This window comes from Tepidiphilus sp. HLB4 (genome assembly GCF_054823945.1).
In genome coordinates this window covers 25,106-43,870 of the sequence record NZ_JSYB01000009.1, presented here as the reverse complement: position 1 = coordinate 43,870, position 18,765 = coordinate 25,106, and the positions used below count along the sequence as shown (strand labels likewise).

General features: G+C 67.5%; 15 protein-coding genes. 11 read left to right on the top strand and 4 right to left on the bottom strand.

All coding sequences use genetic code 11. From position 1 onward, the window contains the following. The first annotated feature begins 28 nt into the window (after nucleotides 1–28). The 8 genes from OA56_RS02440 (at nucleotide 29) to pstB (ending at nucleotide 7,340) form a co-directional block, all read left to right on the top strand. A complete protein-coding gene (locus OA56_RS02440; RefSeq protein WP_461583303.1) occupies nucleotides 29–1,327 on the top strand; it encodes a cobyrinate a,c-diamide synthase in 1,299 nt (432 codons plus the stop codon). 17 nt (nucleotides 1,328–1,344) lie between these two features. Beyond that, complete coding sequence (gene bluB / locus OA56_RS02435; protein WP_141056451.1) at nucleotides 1,345–2,052, top strand: 5,6-dimethylbenzimidazole synthase; 708 nt, start codon at nucleotides 1,345–1,347, stop codon at nucleotides 2,050–2,052. 76 nt (nucleotides 2,053–2,128) lie between these two features. Further along, nucleotides 2,129–3,028: an aromatic amino acid exporter YddG gene (yddG, locus tag OA56_RS02430; RefSeq protein WP_461583302.1), complete on the top strand. Its 900-nt coding sequence runs from the start codon at nucleotides 2,129–2,131 to the stop codon at nucleotides 3,026–3,028. Continuing rightward, nucleotides 3,025–3,435, top strand: a complete 411-nt coding sequence (locus OA56_RS02425; protein WP_198288988.1) for a DUF423 domain-containing protein — start codon at nucleotides 3,025–3,027, stop codon at nucleotides 3,433–3,435. Before yddG ends, OA56_RS02425 begins: the two co-directional genes overlap by 4 nt. Before the next feature lie 116 nt (nucleotides 3,436–3,551). Further along, nucleotides 3,552–4,553 (top strand): PstS family phosphate ABC transporter substrate-binding protein, encoded by a 1,002-nt coding sequence (locus OA56_RS02420; RefSeq protein WP_461583301.1) that lies wholly within the window; start codon nucleotides 3,552–3,554, stop codon nucleotides 4,551–4,553. A gap of 151 nt (nucleotides 4,554–4,704) precedes the next feature. Further along, nucleotides 4,705–5,589 carry a phosphate ABC transporter permease subunit PstC gene (pstC, locus tag OA56_RS02415; RefSeq protein ID WP_055423193.1) on the top strand — a complete coding sequence of 295 codons (885 nt, stop codon included), beginning with the start codon at nucleotides 4,705–4,707 and terminating at the stop codon, nucleotides 5,587–5,589. 1 nt (nucleotide 5,590) lies between these two features. Beyond that, nucleotides 5,591–6,514, top strand: coding sequence for a phosphate ABC transporter permease PstA (gene pstA, locus OA56_RS02410; protein ID WP_141056454.1), 924 nt, complete (start codon nucleotides 5,591–5,593; stop codon nucleotides 6,512–6,514). Nucleotides 6,515–6,545: 31 nt separating this feature from the next. Then, the gene (pstB, locus tag OA56_RS02405) at nucleotides 6,546–7,340 is read left to right on the top strand and encodes a phosphate ABC transporter ATP-binding protein PstB (RefSeq protein WP_055423030.1); all 795 of its coding nucleotides are present in this window, start codon (nucleotides 6,546–6,548) and stop codon (nucleotides 7,338–7,340) included. On the opposite strand, the gene OA56_RS02400 is transcribed toward pstB, so the two are convergent. Further along, complete coding sequence (locus OA56_RS02400) at nucleotides 7,341–7,907, bottom strand: TMEM165/GDT1 family protein (protein WP_055423029.1); 567 nt, start codon at nucleotides 7,905–7,907, stop codon at nucleotides 7,341–7,343. 101 nt (nucleotides 7,908–8,008) lie between these two features. Between OA56_RS02400 and uvrA the strand changes: the two genes are divergently transcribed. Both uvrA and OA56_RS02390 read left to right on the top strand, forming a co-directional pair. Beyond that, nucleotides 8,009–13,507 (top strand): excinuclease ABC subunit UvrA, encoded by a 5,499-nt coding sequence (uvrA, locus tag OA56_RS02395; protein WP_461583323.1) that lies wholly within the window; start codon nucleotides 8,009–8,011, stop codon nucleotides 13,505–13,507. A gap of 33 nt (nucleotides 13,508–13,540) precedes the next feature. Next, nucleotides 13,541–14,257, top strand: coding sequence for a cytochrome b/b6 domain-containing protein (locus tag OA56_RS02390; RefSeq protein ID WP_055423027.1), 717 nt, complete (start codon nucleotides 13,541–13,543; stop codon nucleotides 14,255–14,257). A 4-nt stretch (nucleotides 14,258–14,261) separates the two neighbouring features. Here OA56_RS02390 and OA56_RS02385 read toward each other — a convergent pair whose 3' ends face one another. The 3 genes from OA56_RS02385 to OA56_RS02375 form a co-directional block, all read right to left on the bottom strand. Then, nucleotides 14,262–14,738, bottom strand: a complete 477-nt coding sequence (locus OA56_RS02385) for a c-type cytochrome (protein ID WP_055423026.1) — start codon at nucleotides 14,736–14,738, stop codon at nucleotides 14,262–14,264. Nucleotides 14,739–14,822: 84 nt separating this feature from the next. Next, a complete protein-coding gene (locus tag OA56_RS02380; RefSeq protein WP_206202262.1) occupies nucleotides 14,823–16,433 on the bottom strand; it encodes a methyl-accepting chemotaxis protein in 1,611 nt (536 codons plus the stop codon). Beyond that, nucleotides 16,420–16,968, bottom strand: coding sequence for a PAS domain-containing protein (locus OA56_RS02375; protein ID WP_141056456.1), 549 nt, complete (start codon nucleotides 16,966–16,968; stop codon nucleotides 16,420–16,422). Before OA56_RS02375 ends, OA56_RS02380 begins: the two co-directional genes overlap by 14 nt. Before the next feature lie 182 nt (nucleotides 16,969–17,150). Here OA56_RS02375 and OA56_RS02370 point away from each other — a divergent pair, with 182 nt between their 5' ends. Then, nucleotides 17,151–18,764: a methyl-accepting chemotaxis protein gene (locus OA56_RS02370; protein WP_461583300.1), complete on the top strand. Its 1,614-nt coding sequence runs from the start codon at nucleotides 17,151–17,153 to the stop codon at nucleotides 18,762–18,764. The last annotated feature ends 1 nt before the right edge of the window (nucleotide 18,765 follow it).

Here is an 18,765-nt window from a genome sequence, read left to right as displayed (position 1 = left end):
GCGTGCGCAAAGGTTACTTGGGGGCATCATGGAATTGACCTGCCCCGCCTGGCTCGTCGCCGCTCCGGCTTCCGGCCACGGCAAGACCACGGTGGTGGCGGCGCTCGCACGCTGGCACACGCGCCAGGGGCGGCGGGTGCGCGTCTTCAAGTGCGGGCCGGATTTCCTCGATCCGCAGATCCACGAACTCGCGTCGGGCGCGCCCTGCGAGACGATCGACTTTCGCATGGCTGGCGAAGAAGACGCCCGCTGGCGCCTGGCGCGTGCGGCGCGGCAAGCCGACCTCATCCTCGTCGAGGGCGTGATGGGGCTGCACGACGGCGAACCCAGCGCCGCCGAACTCGCGCGCCGCCTGCATCTTCCCATCCTGCTCGTCATCGACGCGAGCGCCATGGCCGGCAGTTTCGGCGCCGTGGCCTGGGGATTGAAGCACTACCGCGAGGGCGCGCCGATCACCCACGTGCTCGCCAACCGCACCGGCAGCGCCATGCACGCGCGGCTGTGCCGCGACACGCTGCCCGAGGACATCGCCTGGGCGGGGCACCTGCCGCGCGACGAGGCCATCGCGCTGCCCGAGCGCCATCTGGGATTGCTGCCCGCGGCCGAGATCGCCGACCTGGAAGCTCGACTCGAGCGCATGGCCGAGGCCATCGGCCAGACCGAGGCCGCGGAGCTACCGCCGCCCGTCACTTTTCTCCCGGCGGATACGCCCTCGCCCCTGCCGCCGCTTCTTTCCGGCAAGACGGTGGCGGTGGCGCGCGACGCGGCTTTCTGCTTTCTCTATCCGGCCAACCTCGAGACCCTACACGCGCTCGGGGCGCGCACGGCCTTCTTTTCCCCGCTCGCGGACGCCGCCTTGCCGCCGTGCGATGCCGTATGGCTGCCCGGCGGCTATCCCGAGCTGCACGCGGCGGCGATCGCTGCCAACCGCCCGATGGCTGCCGCACTCGCCGCACACGTGCAGGCGGGCAAGGCGCTGCTCGCCGAGTGCGGCGGTATGATCGCCTGCGCCGAGACCCTCGTCGATGCCGCGGGCCGATCCTGGCCGATGTTCGGGCTTCTGCCGGGCCAGGCGTGCATGCAATCGAGGCTCGCCGGCCTTGGCGTGCTGGAAGCGGAACTGCCCGAGGGGCGCCTCACCGGTCACACCTTCCACTATTCCACTTTCGAGACGAAACTCCCGCCGCTGGTCTTCGCGCGCAAGACCCGCGGCGCGGGGGGCGAGGCGATCTACCGCCGCGGCCGGCTCACGGCGAGCTACATGCATTTCTATTTTCCGTCGAACCCGGCGGCGGTGGCGGCGCTGTTGGGGTCGATGAACGGCTGAACGGAGTGCACGGAGACATGACCCTTTCTTTGCCCCCTTCTCCCCATCGTTTTTCCGAGGTGGAGTGCGAGGCGGTGTATCGCGCCATTGCCGAACGCCGCGACATGCGCCATTTCCTGCCCGATCCGGTCGATCCGGAAGTACTGCAGCGTCTATTGTGGGCGGCGCATCAGGCCCCCAGCGTGGGCTACATGCAGCCTTGGCGTTTTCTTCGCATCACCGACCGTGCTTTGCGGCAGGCGATCCATTGCCTGGTCGAGGAAGAGCGCCAAGCGACGGCCCGGGCCCTGGGCGAGCGGGGTGAGGAATTTCTGCGCCTCAAGGTGGAAGGGATCCTCGAAGCTGCCGAGCTCTTCGTCGTCGCCCTTGCTCCGGGGCGGGAGCGGCATGTATTCGGGCGGCGAACCCTGCCGGAGATGGACGTGGCTTCGCTGGCCTGTGCAATCCAGAATCTATGGCTTGCCGCCCGCGCCGAAGGACTCGGCATGGGCTGGGTGTCGCTGTTCGACCCGCAGCGTTTGGCCGACTTGCTGCGGATGCCAGAGGGGGCCAAGCCCTTGGCCGTTTTGTGCCTGGGCCATGTGGCCTCTTTCTATCCGCGGCCGATGCTGGAAGAAGCTCATTGGGCCAGCCGACGCCCACCTGCCGAAGTATTCGCCGAGAATTTTTGGCCGCTTGGCGTGCCTGGCTGGGAAGAAGATCGAGGCCTCGCATCTTCCCGCTGAGGCGTTCCTCCTGGCCGCAGTGCTTCACGGCATGCCCGGTTACAATCTTGGCGCTTTTCGTTCGGTTGGGGAAACCATGCAGCCTGTCGTCCGCGCCACCCTCATCGGGACGAGCGCCATCGCCCTGTGGGGGACGCTCGCGCCGCTCACGGCGCTCACCGGCGGGCGCATCCCGCCGTTCCAGCTGCTCGCCACCAGCTTCACCCTGGCGTTCGCCCTCATGCTGTTGCGCTGGCGTCTGCAGGGGCACTGGGGCCTTGCCCAGGCGCGCCAGCCGCTGGCGGCTTGGCTGCTGGGAGTGGGCGGGCTCTTCGGCTACCACGCCTGCTATTTCGCCGCCATGCAGCGGGCGCCGGCGGTGGAGGTGAGCCTCATCGCCTATCTGTGGCCGCTGTTGATCGTGCTCTTTGCTGCCTTGCTGCCGGGCGAGCGCCTGCGGCTGCGCCACCTCGTCGGCGCGGCGCTGGCGCTCGGGGGCGTGTGGGTATTGCTCGGAGGAAAAACGGGGTTCGCGCCCGCGCACCTGAGTGGCTATCTGCTCGCCCTCGCCTGTGCCGTTATCTGGTCGGCCTATTCCGTGCTCTCGCGCCTCTTGCCGCGCGTGCCGAGCGAGGCGGTAGGGTGGTTCTGCGCGGCAACGGCGCTGCTTGCCTGGATGGCGCACTTCGCTTGGGAGCCGACGGTATGGCCCGATGGGGTGGTGGGCTGGTTCGCGCTGCTCGCCCTGGGGCTGGGTCCGGTGGGAGTGGCGTTCTTTACCTGGGATCATGGCGTCAAGCACGGGGACATCGCGCTCCTTGGGGTGCTTTCTTACGCCGCTCCGCTCATCTCCGTGCTCTTTCTGATGATTCTGGGTTTGGCCGAACCCAGCGCGCGGCTCGCGGCCGCGGCACTGGCGATCGTGGGCGGCTCGCTGGTGGCGGGCTGGGCGCGCCAGTCACGCGTCGACGGTCAGTCAGAGGAGAAAAGTAGATGAAACGGATGCCTGTGCTTTTTCCCTTGCTTGCCGCGGCGTGCTTCGGCTTCCTGGGAGTGGCCTTGGGAGCGTTCGGCGCGCACGTGCTGCGGCCGCATCTTGCCGCCGCGCTCTACGAGAACGTGCAGACGGCGGTGTTCTACCAGTTCGTCCATGCGCTGGCGCTCTTGGCTCTGGGGGTGCTGGGGGCCGTGGGCTGGAACAGCCGCGCCCTGAGGCTGGCGGCGGGGCTGTGGACGGGCGGGGTGTTCGCTTTTTGCGGCAGTCTCTACGGCTATGCCCTCACCCAATGGCTGCCGCTCGTGTGGGTGACGCCGCTGGGCGGGACGATGCTGCTTGCCGGCTGGGCGGCGTTCGGCGTCGGGGTCTGGCGTGCCATTTCCTCGACGGAAGAGGGGTCTCGATGAGCATCTGGCCTTTGATGGCGTTAAAATTTCACGGACCTGTAACAATTGCGCTCTAGACTTGCGGGGGTCGGGACGATCGTTCCTGCAAAACCCTTTCTCGCACAAGGAGTCGGTCCATGGAATCGAACAAACGCATCTGGTTCGGGGCGCTGGCGCTCGCTGGTCTCATCGGTACGGCCCAGGCGCAGCATAAGATCGTTGCAATCGACGGTTCGAGCACGGTCTATCCGATCACCGAGGCCGTGGCCGAGGAATATCAAAAGCTGAAGAAAGGGACCGTGAAAGTCACGGTGGGGATCTCCGGCACCGGCGGCGGGTTCAAGAAATTCTGCCGCGGCGAGACGGACATCTCCGATGCCTCGCGGCCGATCCTCAAGCAGGAGATGGAGGCGTGCCGCCAGACCGGCATCGAATACATCGAGCTGCCGGTGGCCTATGATGCCCTCACCGTGGTGATCAACCCGAAGAACGACTGGGCCGAGGAGATGACGGTGGCCGAGCTCAAGAAGATGTGGGAGCCGGCCGCCCAGGGCGTGGTGGACAACTGGAAGAAGGTTTCCGAGCGTTTCCCCGATCGTCCCCTCAAGCTTGCCGGTCCCGGCGCCGATTCCGGCACGTTCGACTACTTCACCGAAGCCGTCGTCGGCAAATCGAAGTCGAGCCGCGGCGATTACATGGCCTCCGAAGACGACAACGTGATCGTACAGTTCGTCAGCCGCGACGTGGGGGCGTTGGGTTACTTCGGCCTGGCCTACTACACGGAAAACAAGGACAAGGTCAAGGCCGTCAAGATCAAGAAGGACGAGAACTCCCCGGCCGTGGCGCCCAGTGTGGAGACGGTCAACAACGGTACCTATCAGCCGCTGTCGCGCCCGATCTTCATCTATGTGAACGCGAAAGCGGCGCAGGAAAAACCGGAAGTGCGCGAGTTCGTCGAGTTCTATCTGCAAAATGCGGCGAAACTGTCCAAAGAAGTGGGCTACGTCGATCTGCCCGCCAAGGCCTACGAGATGGCCCTGAGAAACTTCAAGGCGATGAAGAAAGGCACGGCCTTCGGCGGCGAGCCCGACGTTGGCGTGAAGGTCGAAGAATTGCTGGAACGTGAAGGCAAACTGTAAGTTTCACCACCGGGCCATCGGCGCGATCAGGCGTCGATGGCATTTTCATCATTTGCCCCATCTTACGGTCAGGCACACCATGAGCGACGCAATGACGGCGACCGAAACGGGTGGCAGTCCTTCCTCCCTTTACCTCGACCGCATCCGCACGATGCGCCACGTGCGCAACGGCAAGGAACGCGTCATCGAGGCGATCCTCTTCGTGGCGGCCTTCTGCGCCGTGGCGGTGACGGTGGCCATCGTCGCCATCCTGCTCTATGAGGCCTCGACTTTTTTCGCCCACGTCTCCCTCGTCGAGTTTCTCACCGGAACCGAATGGACGCCGCTCTTCGAGCGTGCTTCCTACGGCATGCTGCCGCTGCTCGTCGGCACGGTGGTGACTTCGTTCATCGCTTTCGTCGTGGCCGGCCCGCTCGGCTTTCTCATCGCGATGTACCTCTCCGAGTTCGCCCCGCCGAAACTGGCCGAGGTGCTCAAGCCCTTCCTCGAGCTGCTCGCCGGCGTGCCGACCATCGTCTATGGCTACTTCGCGCTACTCTTCGTCACCCCCTTGCTGCAGAAGATCATTCCCGGCTTGCCCGGATTCAACATGCTCAGCGCCGGCTTGGTGATGGGGCTGATGATCGTACCCTACGTCGCCTCGGTCGCCGAGGACGCCATGCGCGCCGTGCCGATGGCGCTGCGCGAAGGCTCCTACGCCATGGGAGCGACGCGCTTCCAGACGGCGATGTGGGTGGTGCTGCCGGCTTCCTTTTCCGGCGTGATGGCCGCCTTCGTGCTGGGGATCTCGCGCGCCGTGGGCGAGACGATGATCGTGGCCATCGCCGCCGGTCAGCAGCCAAACTTCACCTTCGACCCGCGTGAGCCGGCCGCCACCATCACCGCCTACATCGTGCAGGTGGCCATGGGCGACTTGCCGCACGGCTCCATCGGCTATCAGAGCATCTTCGCCGTGGGCCTGGTGCTCGTGGTGATCACCTTGGTGTTCAACCTGATCGGCCAGATGCTGCGCCGGCGCATTCGCGAGGTGTATTGACATGGCGAGTAAGGAAAGCATGGAGCTGCGCGGCGTCATCGCCAGGAACCAGCGCTGGGATCTCATCGTCGGCACCGTCGGTTTGCTGGCCACGGCGCTCGGCGTGATCATCCTCACGCTGCTCTTCCTCGATCTGGTGCTCGACGGCTGGCGCCGGCTCACGCCCGAGTTCTTCCTGAATTTCCCGTCGCGCCGCCCGGAAGAGGCCGGCATTCTCTCGGCCTGGGTGGGCTCGGCGCTGGTGATGATCGTTACTGCCTTCACCGCCGTGCCGCTGGGCGTGGCTGCGGCCATCTATCTGGAGGAATACGCGCCGAAGAACTGGGTCACCGAGCTCATCGAGATCAACGTGACCAACCTCGCGGCGGTGCCCTCCATCATCTACGGCCTGCTCGCCCTGGGCTTGTTCGTCTATATCCTCGGCTTCGGGCACAGCATCCTGACGGCGGGGCTCACGCTCGGGCTCATGATCCTGCCCATCATCATCGTGGCCACCCGCGAGGCGCTGCGCGCCATTCCGGTGGCCATCCGCGAGGCGGCCTACGCGCTGGGGGCGACGCGCTGGCAGGTGGTGAGCGATCACCTCATCCCCTACGCCTCGGGCGGCATCTACACCGGCGTGATCATCGGCTTGTCGCGCGCCATCGGCGAGACCGCGCCGGTGATCACCATCGGCGCGCTCACCTTCATCGCCTTCCTGCCCCCGATCCCTTTCAGCGGCGATCCGCCGGCTGGACCTTTCGATTGGCTCTTCTCGCCCTTCACCGTGCTGCCCATCCAGATGTTCAACTGGCTGTCGCGCCCGCAGAGCGCCTTCCACGTCAATGCGGCGGCCACCGGCATCGTCATCATCGTGGCCACGCTCGCGATGAACGGCATCGCCATCTGGCTGCGCTCGCGTATCCGCGCCAAGCTGAAATGGTGAGCCTCTCCATTCTTTTCCTGGGAATCTGCGCATGAGCGAACAGAACAACGCGACGATCGTCTCCGAACCGCTCAAGGCCGAGACGCGCAAGTTCAATTTCTACTATGGCGACAACCACGCGCTGAAGAACGTCGATCTGCCGGTGGCCGAGCGCATGGTCACGGCCCTCATCGGCCCTTCGGGCTGCGGCAAGTCGACCCTGCTGCGCAGCTTCAACCGCATGCACGACCTCTATCCCGGCAACCGCTACGAAGGCGAGATCCGCCTCTATCCCGACGACGTCAATCTCGTCTCGCCCGCGGTCGACCCCATCGAGATCCGCATGCGCATCTCCATGGTGTTCCAGAAACCCAACCCTTTCCCCAAGACGATCTTCGAGAACGTGGCCTACGGCCTGATGGTGCGCGGCGAGAAGCGCCGCTCGGTGCTGGAGGAAAAGGTCGAGGAGGCGCTGCGCGGAGCGGCGCTGTGGGAGGAGGTGAAAGACCGGCTCGACGACCTGGCCTTCAACCTTTCGGGGGGGCAGCAGCAGCGGCTGTGCATCGCCCGGGCGCTGGCGGCCGATCCGGAGATCATCCTCTTCGACGAACCCACCTCGGCGCTCGATCCCATCGCCACGGCGAGCATCGAGGAGCTCATCGCCGAGATCAAGGAAAAGGTGACCATCCTCATCGTCACCCACAACATGCAGCAGGCGGCGCGTATCTCGGACTATACCGCCTTCATGTACCTGGGCGAGCTCGTCGAGTTCGGCCGCACCGACGAACTCTTCGTGCGCCCACGCAAGAAACAGACCGAGGATTACATCACCGGGCGCTTCGGCTGATCACCACCACCAGGCCGCGATCCCCAGCAGGACGAAGGCGAGCGCCGCGGCGACGTGGAGTATCTTGGCCGGCAGGCGGCGGGTGAGGCGCTCGCCGAACCACACGACGGGGGCGTTGGCGAGCATCATCCCCACCGTGGTTCCCGCCACCACCGCCGCGTAGGGCGAATAGTGCGCGGCGAGCGCCACCGTGGCGATCTGCGTCTTGTCTCCCATCTCGGCAAGGAAGAAAGCGGAAGACACGATCGTGAAGATGCGGGTGCGCGTTACCGCCGGCCGCGTCTTCGTCTCGTCTTCATCGATCGTATCCGGTACCAGCAGCCACAGCCCCAGCGCGACGAAAGAGATCGCGACCACCGCGCGCAGCACGTCCGGCCCGAGCCACTGCGTCACCGCCGCCCCCAGCGCTGCGGCGCCGGCGTGATTGACGAGCGTGGCAAAGAAAATCGCCGCACAGATCGTCCACGGCGCGCGGTAACGCCCGGCGAGTACGAGCGAGAGGAGCTGCGTCTTGTCGCCGACTTCGGCGAGGGCGACGAGCCCGGTGGCGGTGAGAAAGGCTTCCATCGGCTGGCGGTCAAAGGCGGGGTGAGTCGCATTATAGCGGCGCACTTGCTATGATCCTAAAGTTCGCCGGCGGGTTCGCCGGCCGGGATGAACGGGAAACCATGCACGAAGACGAGGGAAGATCGACCGCCTCCTGTATCCGCATCCGCGGCGCGCGCCAGCACAACTTGAAGAACCTCGACGTCGAGCTACCCACGGGGCGCTTCATCGCCGTGACCGGCGTCTCGGGGGCGGGGAAATCCTCGCTCGTGATCGAGACGCTCTACGCCGAGGGGCAACGCCGCTACGTCGAGACCTTTTCCCCCTACGCACGCCAGTTCTTCGAGCGGCTCGATGCACCCGAAGTCGACGAGATCGAAGGGGTGCTGCCGGCGATCGCCATCGAGGGCGGCACCCACGTGCGCACCTCGCGCTCGACGGTGGGGACGCTCACCGAGATCGCCGATCACGCCAAATGGCTCTACGCCCGTGCCGCGCGGCTCTTCTGCCCCGGTTGCGGCGAGGAGATCGTGCCGCACACGCCGGAGACGGTGGCCGCCGACTTGGCGCGGCGTTTTGCCCCGGCCGCGCGGCTCGCCGTGCTCTACCCCGTGCCGGTGCCCGAGCGGCTACCCGCCGAGACGGTGCGCGCAGGGCTCGCCGCCCAGGGTTATTCTCGCATCGTCGCCCGCACGCCCGCCGGTGAGGGGCGCTGGTGGTGGTGGGTGGTGCAGGATCGCTTCCGCCGCGAAACGGCCGAGGAACGGCGGCTTGCCGAAGCGCTGGAGGCGGCTTTCGCCCAAGGGCAGGGACGCCTGGCGGTTGCCGACTGGGACGAACTCAGGGCGCGCTTGGGCGAGCCGCCGGAGACGGGCGAGCCTCCTGCCTGCGAGCGGCTGCCCGCGCGCGAATACCGGCGCGAGCGCTACTGCGGCGGCTGCGATTTGTCCTTTTCCGACCCTTCGCCGGGGCTCTTTTCCTTCAATTCCCCGGTGGGCGCCTGCCCGACCTGCCGCGGCTTCGGACGGGTGATCGGCATCGACTGGGACAAGGTGATCCCGGATCCCTCGCTGTCCCTGCGCCGGGGGGCGATCCGACCCTGGCAAGGGGGCTTCTCGGCCCAATGCCAGCAGGAACTGGAGATGCTCGCCCCGGCCGCCGGAGTGCGCCTGGACGTGCCTTGGTGCGAGTTGAGCGAGGCGGAGCAACGTTGGGTGCTCGAAGGCGACCCCGACTGGGTCGACTGGGAGACGAGCTGGCCGCAGCACTGGTACGGCGTGCGCCGTTACTTCGAATGGCTCGAATCCAAGGCCTACAAGATGCACGTGCGGGTGCTGCTGTCGCGCTACCGCAGCTATACCGTCTGCCCCGACTGCCACGGCACGCGCCTCAAGCCCGAGGCGCTCGCCTGGCGTCTGGTTGCCCCGGACGAGACGCCGCCACCTGGACGTCTTCCCGGTCACAGCCTGCCCGAGCTCTTCGCCTTGCCGGTGGAGGAGGCGGCCGCTTTCGTGCACCGCTGCGCCGCCGGCATCCAGGGCAAGACCCTGCGGCAGGTGCTCGAGGAAATCGCGACCCGCCTGGGCTATCTGTGCGAAGTGGGGCTGGGCTACCTCACCCTCGATCGCGCCTCGCGCACCCTCTCAGGCGGGGAGCTGCAGCGCATCCACCTCACCACGGCGCTGGGCACCTCGCTCGTGGAGACGCTCTTCGTGCTGGAAGAGCCCACCGCCGGGCTGCACGCGCGCGACGTGGCGCGGCTCATCGGCGCGATCCGCCGGCTGGTGGATCTGGGCAACACCGTGGTGCTGATCGAGCACGACCCGCAGGTGATCGCCGCCGCCGACTGGGTGATCGACCTCGGACCGGGGGCGGGGGCGCAAGGCGGGCAGCTGGTGGCCGAAGGGCCGCCGGCGGCCATCGCGGCGCATCCAGCCTCTCTCACTGGCGCCTATCTCAGCGGCCGGCTGCGGGTGCAGGCGGAACGCGCCGCGCGCGAAGTGCGCGACGGGCCTTGGCTGCACCTGCGCGGCGCGCGCGAACACAACCTCAAAGGGATCGACCTGGCGTTGCCCCTGTCGGGACTGACGGTGATCGCCGGCGTGTCCGGTTCGGGCAAGTCCACCCTGGTCGAGAACGTGCTCGTGCCCTCCGTGTCGCGGGCGCTGGGGCTCGAGGCCGATGCGCCGGGGCCGTACGATGCGCTCGAAGGGGCGCAGATGCTCGCCGATCTCGTCTGGATCGACCAGACGCCGCTTGCCAAGAGCGCGCGCTCCATGCCGGTGACGGTGACCGGGGCCTGGGACGCGCTGCGCCGGCTCTTCGCCGCCCAGCCCGAGGCCGCCGCCCACGGCTTTACCGCCGGCAGCTTCAGCTTCAACGCCGGTGAAGGGCGCTGCCCCGCCTGCGGCGGCTCGGGCTTCGAGCACGTGGAGATGCAGTTTCTCGCCGATGTCTATCTGCGCTGCCCGGTGTGCGACGGCCGGCGCTTCCGCCCCGAAGTGCTGCGCGTGCGGCTTGCCGGCAAGAACGCCGCCGACTGGCTGGAGCTCACGGTGGACGAGGCCCTGGCGCTCCTCTCCCGCCTGCCGCAGGGCAAGGCGGCTGCGGCGCACCTGCAGCCGCTCGTCGCGCTCGGGCTGGGCTACCTGCGCCTGGGCCAGCCCACGCCCACGCTCTCCGGCGGCGAAGCCCAGCGCCTCAAGCTTGCCGCGCGGCTTGCCGAACGCCGCGGCGCGGGCAAGACCCTCTACGTGCTCGACGAGCCCACGACGGGGTTGCACCAGCACGAAGTCGCGCGCCTGCTGCGCGTGCTCGAGGATCTGACCGAACAGGGCGAGGCGGTGGTGGTGGTCGAGCACCACCTCGACGTGATCGCCGCCGCCGACTGGGTGATCGAACTGGGCCCAGAAGGCGGCGAAGGCGGCGGCCGGATCGTCCATGCAGGGCCGCCCTCCATGCTCGCCGCGGCCGATACCGCCACCGGCCGGGCGCTGCGCGAGCGCACCTTCGTCTTCGCCGCGCCGGCCCTGCCGCTTGCCGCCGAACCGACTCCGTTGTACGGCCCCGCGCCGCAGCGCGGCATCGAGATCGTCGATGCGCACGAGCACAACCTCAAGCACCTCGACGTGACGATCGCGCGCGAGCGGCTCACCGTGGTCACCGGCGTGTCCGGCTCGGGCAAATCGACGCTCGCCTTCGACATCGTCTTCGCCGAAGGGCAGCGGCGCTACCTCACGGCGCTCGATGCCTACGCGCGCCAGTTCGTACAGCCGCCCCCGCCGCCCGCGGTGGGCCGCATCCTCGGCCTGTCGCCCACCGTGGCCATCGAACAGCGCACCAGCCGCGGCGGCTACAAGAGCACGGTGGGTACGCTCACCGAAATCGCCCCCTTCCTGCGGCTCCTCTACGCCCGCCTCGGCACCCCCTATTGCCCCGAGTGCGGCGTGCCGCTCGAACCGCTCGCTGCCGCCTCCCTGGCGCAGCGCCTGGCGACGCTGCCTTCGCCGCTTTCCCTCTACGCCCCGCTCGTGCGCCGCCGCAAGGGGATCTACAAGGAACTGGCCGCCTGGGCGGCACGACGCGGCGTGGCGACGCTGCTCGTCGACGGCGAGGAGGTTCCCACCAACCCCTGGCCCAAGCTCGACCGCTACCGCGAGCACGACATCGATCTGCCGATCGAGCGGCTCGCATCCACCGATGCGGCCGCCTTGCAGCGGGCCGTGCAGCAGGCGCTGGAGGTGGGCGAAGGGGTAAAGGTGCGCGACGGGCTCGGTCGCTGGCACCTCTTCGCCGGCGCCCACGTCTGTCCCTCCTGCGGCAAGGGCGCCCCGCCGCTCGATCCGCGCCTTTTCTCGCAGCATTCACCCCTGGGCTGGTGTCCGGCCTGCCTCGGCACCGGCCGGAAACTGCTGGGCGAAGGCGCGGCGCTGCGCGATGGCCGGCCGCAGGCGCTCGAGGCCGAGCGCGAGGTCGAGGGACGCCTCGTCACCGCCCAGCCCTGCCCAGAGTGCGACGGCAGCCGGCTCAACGCCGACGCCCGCGCTGTGCGACTGCAGGGGATGACGCTGCCGCAGCTCGCGCGCCTGCCGCTCGCGCGCCTGGGGCCGTGGTTCGACGAAGCCGCCGCGCAGTGGGACGAACGCAGCCGGCGCATCGCCGCCGAAGTGTTGCCGCAGATCGCGCAGCGCCTCGCCTTCCTGTGCGAAGCGGGGCTGGGCTATCTCACGCTGGAGCGCGCCGCGCCCACGCTCTCGGGGGGCGAAGCGCAGCGCATCCGGCTCGCCGCCCAGCTCGGCTCGACCCTGCGCGGCGTGTGCTACGTGCTCGACGAACCCACCATCGGCCTGCACCCGCGCGACGACGAACGCCTCATCGCCCTGCTGCGCCGGCTGCAGCGCCGCGGCAACACCGTGCTGGTGGTCGAACACGACGAGGCGATGATCCGCAGCGCCGACGAGGTGATCGACCTCGGCCCCGGCGCGGGCGAGCACGGTGGCGAGGTGGTGGCGCAAGGGCCGCTGCCGGTCATTCTCGCCTCGCCGCGCTCGCTCACCGGCAAGATGCTGCGTACCCCCATCGCGCACCGGCTCGCACCGCCGCGGCCCGTCGTCGACGACACGGCGAGCCTGTGGGTGCGTGGCGCATGGCACCACAACCTGCAGGGCATCGATGTGCGTCTGCCGCTCGCGCGCCTCACGGTGGTCACCGGCGTGTCCGGTTCGGGCAAATCGACCCTGGTGCGCGAGGTGCTTGCCCAGAGCCTGCGCCAAGGCCGACCCGTCGGCTGCGAACGCCTCGAAGGCGGCGAGGCGCTCACACGGCTCCTCGAAGTCGACCAGACACCCATCGGCAAGACCCCCCGTTCCTGCCCGGCCACCTACCTCAAGGTGTTCGATCCCATCCGCCGCCTCTTCGCCGAAACCCAGGAAGCCCGTACCCGCGGCTGGGCCCCGGCCTGGTTCTCTTTCAACACGGGGGAAGGACGCTGCCCGGTGTGCGAGGGGCAAGGCATGATCACGGTGGAAATGGCCTTCCTGCCCGACGTGCGCGAACCGTGCGAAGCCTGCGGCGGCAGCCGCTACCGCGCCGAGACCCTGCAGGTGCGCTGGCGCGGCGCCTCCATCGCCGACGTGCTGGCGATGACGGTAGCGCAGGCGGCGGAATTCTTCGCCGCCCACCCGGCGATCGCGCGGCCCCTGCGCTGGATGGAGGAAGTGGGACTGGGCTACCTGCGTCTGGGGCAACCCAGCCCGACCCTCTCCGGGGGCGAAGCGCAGCGGCTCAAGCTCGTCGCCGAGCTCTCGCGCCCGGCCCACACGCCCACCCTCTATCTGCTCGACGAGCCCACCGTCGGCCTGCATCTGGCCGACATCGAAAAGCTGCTGCACGTGCTGCACCGGCTGGTGGAGAACGGTCACACGGTGGTGGTCATCGAACACGACCCGGACGTGTGGCTCGAAGCCGACTGGATCGTCGATCTCGGCCCCGGCGGGGGCGAGGAGGGCGGGCGCCTGGTCCATCAGGGAACCGTGGAATCCCTGCGCCGGCGGGGATCGGGGGCGACGAGCGAAGCGCTCAAGCGCGTGCTCGCCCGTCGCAAAGATGCTTTACTGAAGTGAGCGAGCGTATTCCGTACAAGTGAGGAGAAGACGATGGCACATGAAAACCGCGATATCCCCGTCTGGGATCCGGCGTTGCGGCTCTTTCACTGGTCGCTGGTCGCCTGCGTGGTCGGGGCGGTCGTCTCGGTCAAGATCGGTGGCAACGCCATGCGTTGGCACCAGGGTTTCGGGCTGGCGGTACTGGGGCTCATCGTCTGGCGGCTTCAGTGGGGCTTCGTCGGCCCGCAGACGGCGCGCTTTTGCACCTTCGTGCGCGGCCCCCGCGAGATCCTTGCCTATCTGCGCGGGCAATGGCATGGCGTGGGGCACAATCCTCTGGGAGCGCTTTCGGTGCTGGCGCTCCTCGGACTCTTCGGCCTGCAGGCGCTCTTGGGGCTTTTCACCTACGACGAGATTTCCTTTCGCGGCCCGCTCGCGCCCCTCATCGACGGCGACTGGCAGCTCCGCCTCACCGGCTGGCACCGCGCGCTCGAGCCGCTCTTATGGCTGATCGTGCTGCTGCACGTGGGCGCCATCGTCTTCTATGCCGTGGTGAAAAAGGACGATCTGGTGCGCCCCATGGTCACCGGCTATCGCCGGCTGCCGCCGGGTGTGCAGGACGTGCCGCGGGTGGAATGGGGGAACAAGACCTACGCGCTGCGCCTCGCGCTCACCGTGGCGGTGGCGCTTGCCGTGGTGTATCTGGCGAGCGGCGTCTGGATCCCGGCGCCCGCGCCGGTGGCGCCGGTGCCGGGAATGGACTGGTGAGGATTCAGTCTTCTTTCATGCGGAACTTGTCGTGGCAGGATTTGCAGGCCTTGCCCACTTCGCCGAACTGCTTGGCGATTGCCGCCTTGTCGCCGGCGGCGGCCACTTCGGCCAGTTTGTTCGCCTGTTCGGCGAAGTTGGTCGCTACCTGCCGCACTTCGTCGGGCTGCTCGAAGAATTCCTTCTTCAGCCGGCTCTTGTGGAAACCGACGGCACCCACCGTGTCGGGGCTGTAGAGCGCGCCCATGCCGGAATTGGCTGCGGCGGCGATGGCGTTGGCGGCTGCCGCCACCTGGGCCTGGTCGAAGGGGGCGCTGCCGTCGACGGCCTGGGCCTTGATCTTCTCCATGTTCCAGGCCATGAAGGTGTAGGCGGCCTGACGGTACTTCACTTTCTCTTCCGGTTTGAGCGCCTGGGCGGCTGCGGCGCCGGCAAGCCCCATCGCGGTGGCAAAGAGCAGGATCTGGTGCAGTTTCTTCATGGGTCTTCTCCTATGTAAAAGAATGCCGCTTCAGTATAGACAATGTCACTGGAAATGGCGAGGAGAAGAGGCTTCCCCCCGCCGTCACCCTCTGCCGGAACCCCGGCGCATCTCCCGCGCTCTTCGGCTGCCCGAGGGTGCCGCTATGGCAGCGCCAGGGGCGGGGACCTGATCACCATATTTCTGCTTGACCATCTCGCCGATGAGGCGGATGACCTCCTGGCTTGCCTGTTCGGCATCACGCATGTGCTCGATGATGGCATCCAGTATCTTGGCATCGTGCAGCCAGTCCTTGCGCGCCTTTTCGATGGCGGCATGGACGCCGGCGTGGACGCGGCGGTGCGGCTCTTCCAGGGTTCGGTATGCGGGCATGCGGGAGAAATGTTCCTTGCCATACCCTTCGTAGTACCATTTGCCCAGCCGGCATTGCGTGTGATCCGAACCGACTGCCCGAGCTTCTTCCCCTTCGCCGCCCCGCTCTGCCGCCACGTAGCCGCGCTGCATGTAGATGATGTGATCGAGCTTCACCAGCGAGGCAAAGGCCAGGTCTTTGGCCTGCTCCAGCGCCGAGATCGTCGCTTCGGCCGATTGGGCGACCGCCTCGAAGCGGTGCTCGAATCCTTGGACCTGGTCGCTGACGGTCTTCGCTTCTTCGCTCATCGCACGGGTCTGCTGCACCATCGTTCCGACCCGCGCCCGTAGCGCGTCCACCACGCCGCCGATCTCGTCGGTGGCGACCCGCGTGCGTTCGGCCAGTTTCCGTACCTCGTCGGCCACCACGGCAAAGCCGCGCCCCACTTCACCGGCGCGCGCGGCTTCGATGGCAGCGTTCAAGGCAAGCAGATTCGTCTGCTCGGTGATCTCGGCGATGATCTGCACGGTGTGCCCGATCGACTGGCTCGCCTCTTCGAGCGAACCGGCGGTCTCGGCCATCGACGCCATGTTGTGATCGATCGTGGTAAGGGCTTGCGCAAGCTGGCGTGCGGTCGTCAGGCTTTCCGATGCGCCTTGCTGATTGCGCAGGGCGAGTTTCTCTATCTCGTCCATGCGCCCGCTTACCTCCAGAAGGTCGGCCTGGTTGCCGGAGAGGTTGCGCAGGAGATTATCGACGTTGATCTGGTGCAGGCCACTGTTGAGGCGGTTCTTCGCCGCAAGCTCGGTGGCCCGTTCCATGGCGGTAAGCGCCAGGTTGATCGACTCCATCGAGCGCCGTATCTCGCCCGGCATGCCGTCGACGAAGGCGTGCCGATGGAAGTCGCCGCGGGCGGCACGGTCGAAGCAGGTATTGACGTCCTTGAAGTAGGCTTCCATCACGTCGAGCAGATCGTTCAATTCCCAGGCGATCTTGCCGATCTCGCCCAGCCCCTTGGTGCGGGTGATGCGCACGCTCAGACAGCCCTGCTTGGCCTGGGAAAGCACATCGCTCATGCGCGCGAGCGCCTTCAACGGATGCGTGATCCAGCGGTAGGCGTACCAGGCGAAGGCAATCGCCAGCAGCGGTGCAGCGACATTGAGCAGGGTTGGGCCGTGGTGCCAAAGCGAATGCCCGGCAAGCCCCAGGATCAGGGCGACGTAGGCGAGGCTCACAAGCCGTACGCGCTGCCAGATGAAGGGAATGGTGCGGCTCGCCTCGCTCGTGGGCTGCAAGAGCAGCGCCCGGGAATCGGCGGCTGGCGCGTTTTTAGGGAGCGACATGGGTTTTTCTCCCCTGGAAGAAGAGCTCGAGCACCAGCGCTTCATAGGTGGTGCCGAGCGCCTCGAGTTTCTGCGTCAGCCAGGCGAGCGAGGCCTCGCATGCTTTCGCCGGCCCGGCTTCGCGCTCGATGCGCAACATTTCGGCGTAGATCGGCGCGATCGCCTCGATCGCTTGCGGCGGGGCCTGGCGGCGTACCGAGTAGTAGCCCAGCACTTCGTCGCCGAAGCGATCGACGGTGACGTTGGCGAACACCCAGTAGTAGTGCCCCTTGGCGGTCATGTTCTTGACGAAGCCGAACCACTCCTCGCCGCGCTGGATCGTGTCCCACAGATGCCTGAAGGCGCCTCTGGGCATGTCGGGGTGGCGCACGATGTTGTGCTGCACGCCCAGCAGATCGTCCTCGGAATAGTCGGCCACCCGCATGAATACGCGGTTGGCGTAAGTGATGCGCCCTTTGAGGTCGGTCTTGCTGACGATGATCTCGTCGGGCGAGAAGTGGACCTCCACGTTCGTCGGGGTGATCTTGGGTTTCATCGAGGTCTCCTTCTGGCGCTGACATCTATCTTACGGGAGGATTATCGGCGCAAGAGGATTGAACTGGAGGATTTTTTGCCCTCTTTTCAGCGGCTCGCTTGCGCCGCCCTGCGTTATTCTGCATCATGAGACCCATGGCCCCGTGGCGCATGGCAATGCGGCAGGGGAAGGAGCGGCGAACGATGCGAACGAGACATTCGGTGGCGCGGCGCCTGATCGCCGCGATCGGGATCGTGCTGGTGGCAGGGCTGGCGGTGATGGTCGCCTGGAGCATGGCCGCCTCGCGCACCATGGCGCGCGACCAGGCGGAGCGCTTCGCCGCCTCGATCAACGAGATGACCATGGCCGGGCTCACGGCGATGATGGTCACTGGCACCGTGGGGCAGCGCGACGTTTTTCTCGACCAGATCCGCAAGCTTACGGCGGTGAGCGGCCTGGAAGTACTGCGCGGCGAAGCGGTGACGGCGCTCTACGGCAAGGGCGGGCTGGAAAAGGAGCCCGACGCGGTGGAAGCGCAGGTGCTCGCCTCCGGCCAGACCTACCTGGCGATCGAGGAGAGCGACGGAGCCCGGGCACTGCGCGCCATTTATCCGGCCAAGGCGGCGACCGACTACCTCGGGAAGAACTGCATCGTCTGCCACCAGGTGCCGGAGGGTACGGTGCTGGGGGCGGTGAGCATGCGCATCTCGCTCGGCGAGTCGGACGCCGCCACCCGCCGCTTTGCCGCTTGGGTGGGAAGTTTCGCCGTGCTGCTCGCCTTGCTTGCCATGGGCGTGATCGCCTGGGTGGTGCGCCGCTCGGTGGCGCGGCCGCTGGCGCACCTAGTCGCCAGCCTCGAGGAGATCGCCCAGGGCGAAGGCGACCTGACGCGGCGCCTGCCGGTGGAGCGCGACGACGAGATCGGCGCGGCCGCCGCCGGCTTCAACCGCATGCTCGAGACGGTGGCCGAGCTGGTGCGCGAGGTCAAGCGCACCGTGACTACCCTAGAAGAGGCGACGGCGGAGATGGCGCGCAGCGGCGAGGCGGTGCGCGCCGGAGCGAAAACGCAGAACGCCGTGGTGGCCCAGGTACGGGAGCTGATCGGGCGGCTGCATGAGGCGGCGGTCGGGGTGGCCGCGGAGATCGCGGCCATCCAGGCCGAGTCGCAGGTGAGCCGCGAGCGCACCGAGACGAGCCGGGCACGGCTCGCCGCCCTCGTCGATGCCTTCGCGGCCATCGAAGAGGCGCTCTCCTCGCTGGTCGAGGCGATGGAAGCCTTCACCCAATCCTCGCACGAGATCCGGGTCATCACCCAGGAAGTGCGCGAAATCGCCGACCAGACGAATCTTTTGGCGCTCAACGCCGCGATCGAAGCCGCGCGCGCCGGCGAGGCGGGGCGGGGCTTCGCGGTGGTGGCCGACGAAGTGAGGAAACTGGCCGAGAAGTCCGGTGCCGCCGCCGGGCGCATCGACACCATCACCGCCGCCGTGGTCGAGCGCAGCGACCAGCTCTACGCCGCGTTCGAGTCCGGCCAGGAAAAATTGAAGGAAGTGCGCCGCGTCTCGGACGAGGTGACCCAGCGCCTGGCCGAGGCCGGCGAGGCGGTGGCCGACGTGGGCAGGCGGCTCGATGCGGTCACCGTCACGACCGAAGAGGAGCGGGAGCTGGCCGAGCAGGCTGCATCCGCGGTCGAAGGGATCGCGCGGGAGACGGGACGGCTCGATACCGAAGTCGATGCCATGGCCTCGGCGGTGGAGAAGGTGCAGACGCAGGCGCAGCAGCTCGTCGAGCGCGTGCGCCGCTTCCGCGTGGAGTGAG

Coding starts and splice junctions, on each gene's coding strand:
- OA56_RS02440 (WP_461583303.1), top strand. CDS start 29: ATGGAATTGACCTGCCCCGCCTGGCTCGTCGCCGCTCCGGCTTCCGGC.
- bluB (WP_141056451.1), top strand. CDS start 1,345: ATGACCCTTTCTTTGCCCCCTTCTCCCCATCGTTTTTCCGAGGTGGAG.
- yddG (WP_461583302.1), top strand. CDS start 2,129: ATGCAGCCTGTCGTCCGCGCCACCCTCATCGGGACGAGCGCCATCGCC.
- OA56_RS02425 (WP_198288988.1), top strand. CDS start 3,025: ATGAAACGGATGCCTGTGCTTTTTCCCTTGCTTGCCGCGGCGTGCTTC.
- OA56_RS02420 (WP_461583301.1), top strand. CDS start 3,552: ATGGAATCGAACAAACGCATCTGGTTCGGGGCGCTGGCGCTCGCTGGT.
- pstC (WP_055423193.1), top strand. CDS start 4,705: ATGCGCCACGTGCGCAACGGCAAGGAACGCGTCATCGAGGCGATCCTC.
- pstA (WP_141056454.1), top strand. CDS start 5,591: ATGGCGAGTAAGGAAAGCATGGAGCTGCGCGGCGTCATCGCCAGGAAC.
- pstB (WP_055423030.1), top strand. CDS start 6,546: ATGAGCGAACAGAACAACGCGACGATCGTCTCCGAACCGCTCAAGGCC.
- OA56_RS02400 (WP_055423029.1), bottom strand. CDS start 7,907: ATGGAAGCCTTTCTCACCGCCACCGGGCTCGTCGCCCTCGCCGAAGTC.
- uvrA (WP_461583323.1), top strand. CDS start 8,009: ATGCACGAAGACGAGGGAAGATCGACCGCCTCCTGTATCCGCATCCGC.
- OA56_RS02390 (WP_055423027.1), top strand. CDS start 13,541: ATGGCACATGAAAACCGCGATATCCCCGTCTGGGATCCGGCGTTGCGG.
- OA56_RS02385 (WP_055423026.1), bottom strand. CDS start 14,738: ATGAAGAAACTGCACCAGATCCTGCTCTTTGCCACCGCGATGGGGCTT.
- OA56_RS02380 (WP_206202262.1), bottom strand. CDS start 16,433: ATGTCGCTCCCTAAAAACGCGCCAGCCGCCGATTCCCGGGCGCTGCTC.
- OA56_RS02375 (WP_141056456.1), bottom strand. CDS start 16,968: ATGAAACCCAAGATCACCCCGACGAACGTGGAGGTCCACTTCTCGCCC.
- OA56_RS02370 (WP_461583300.1), top strand. CDS start 17,151: ATGCGAACGAGACATTCGGTGGCGCGGCGCCTGATCGCCGCGATCGGG.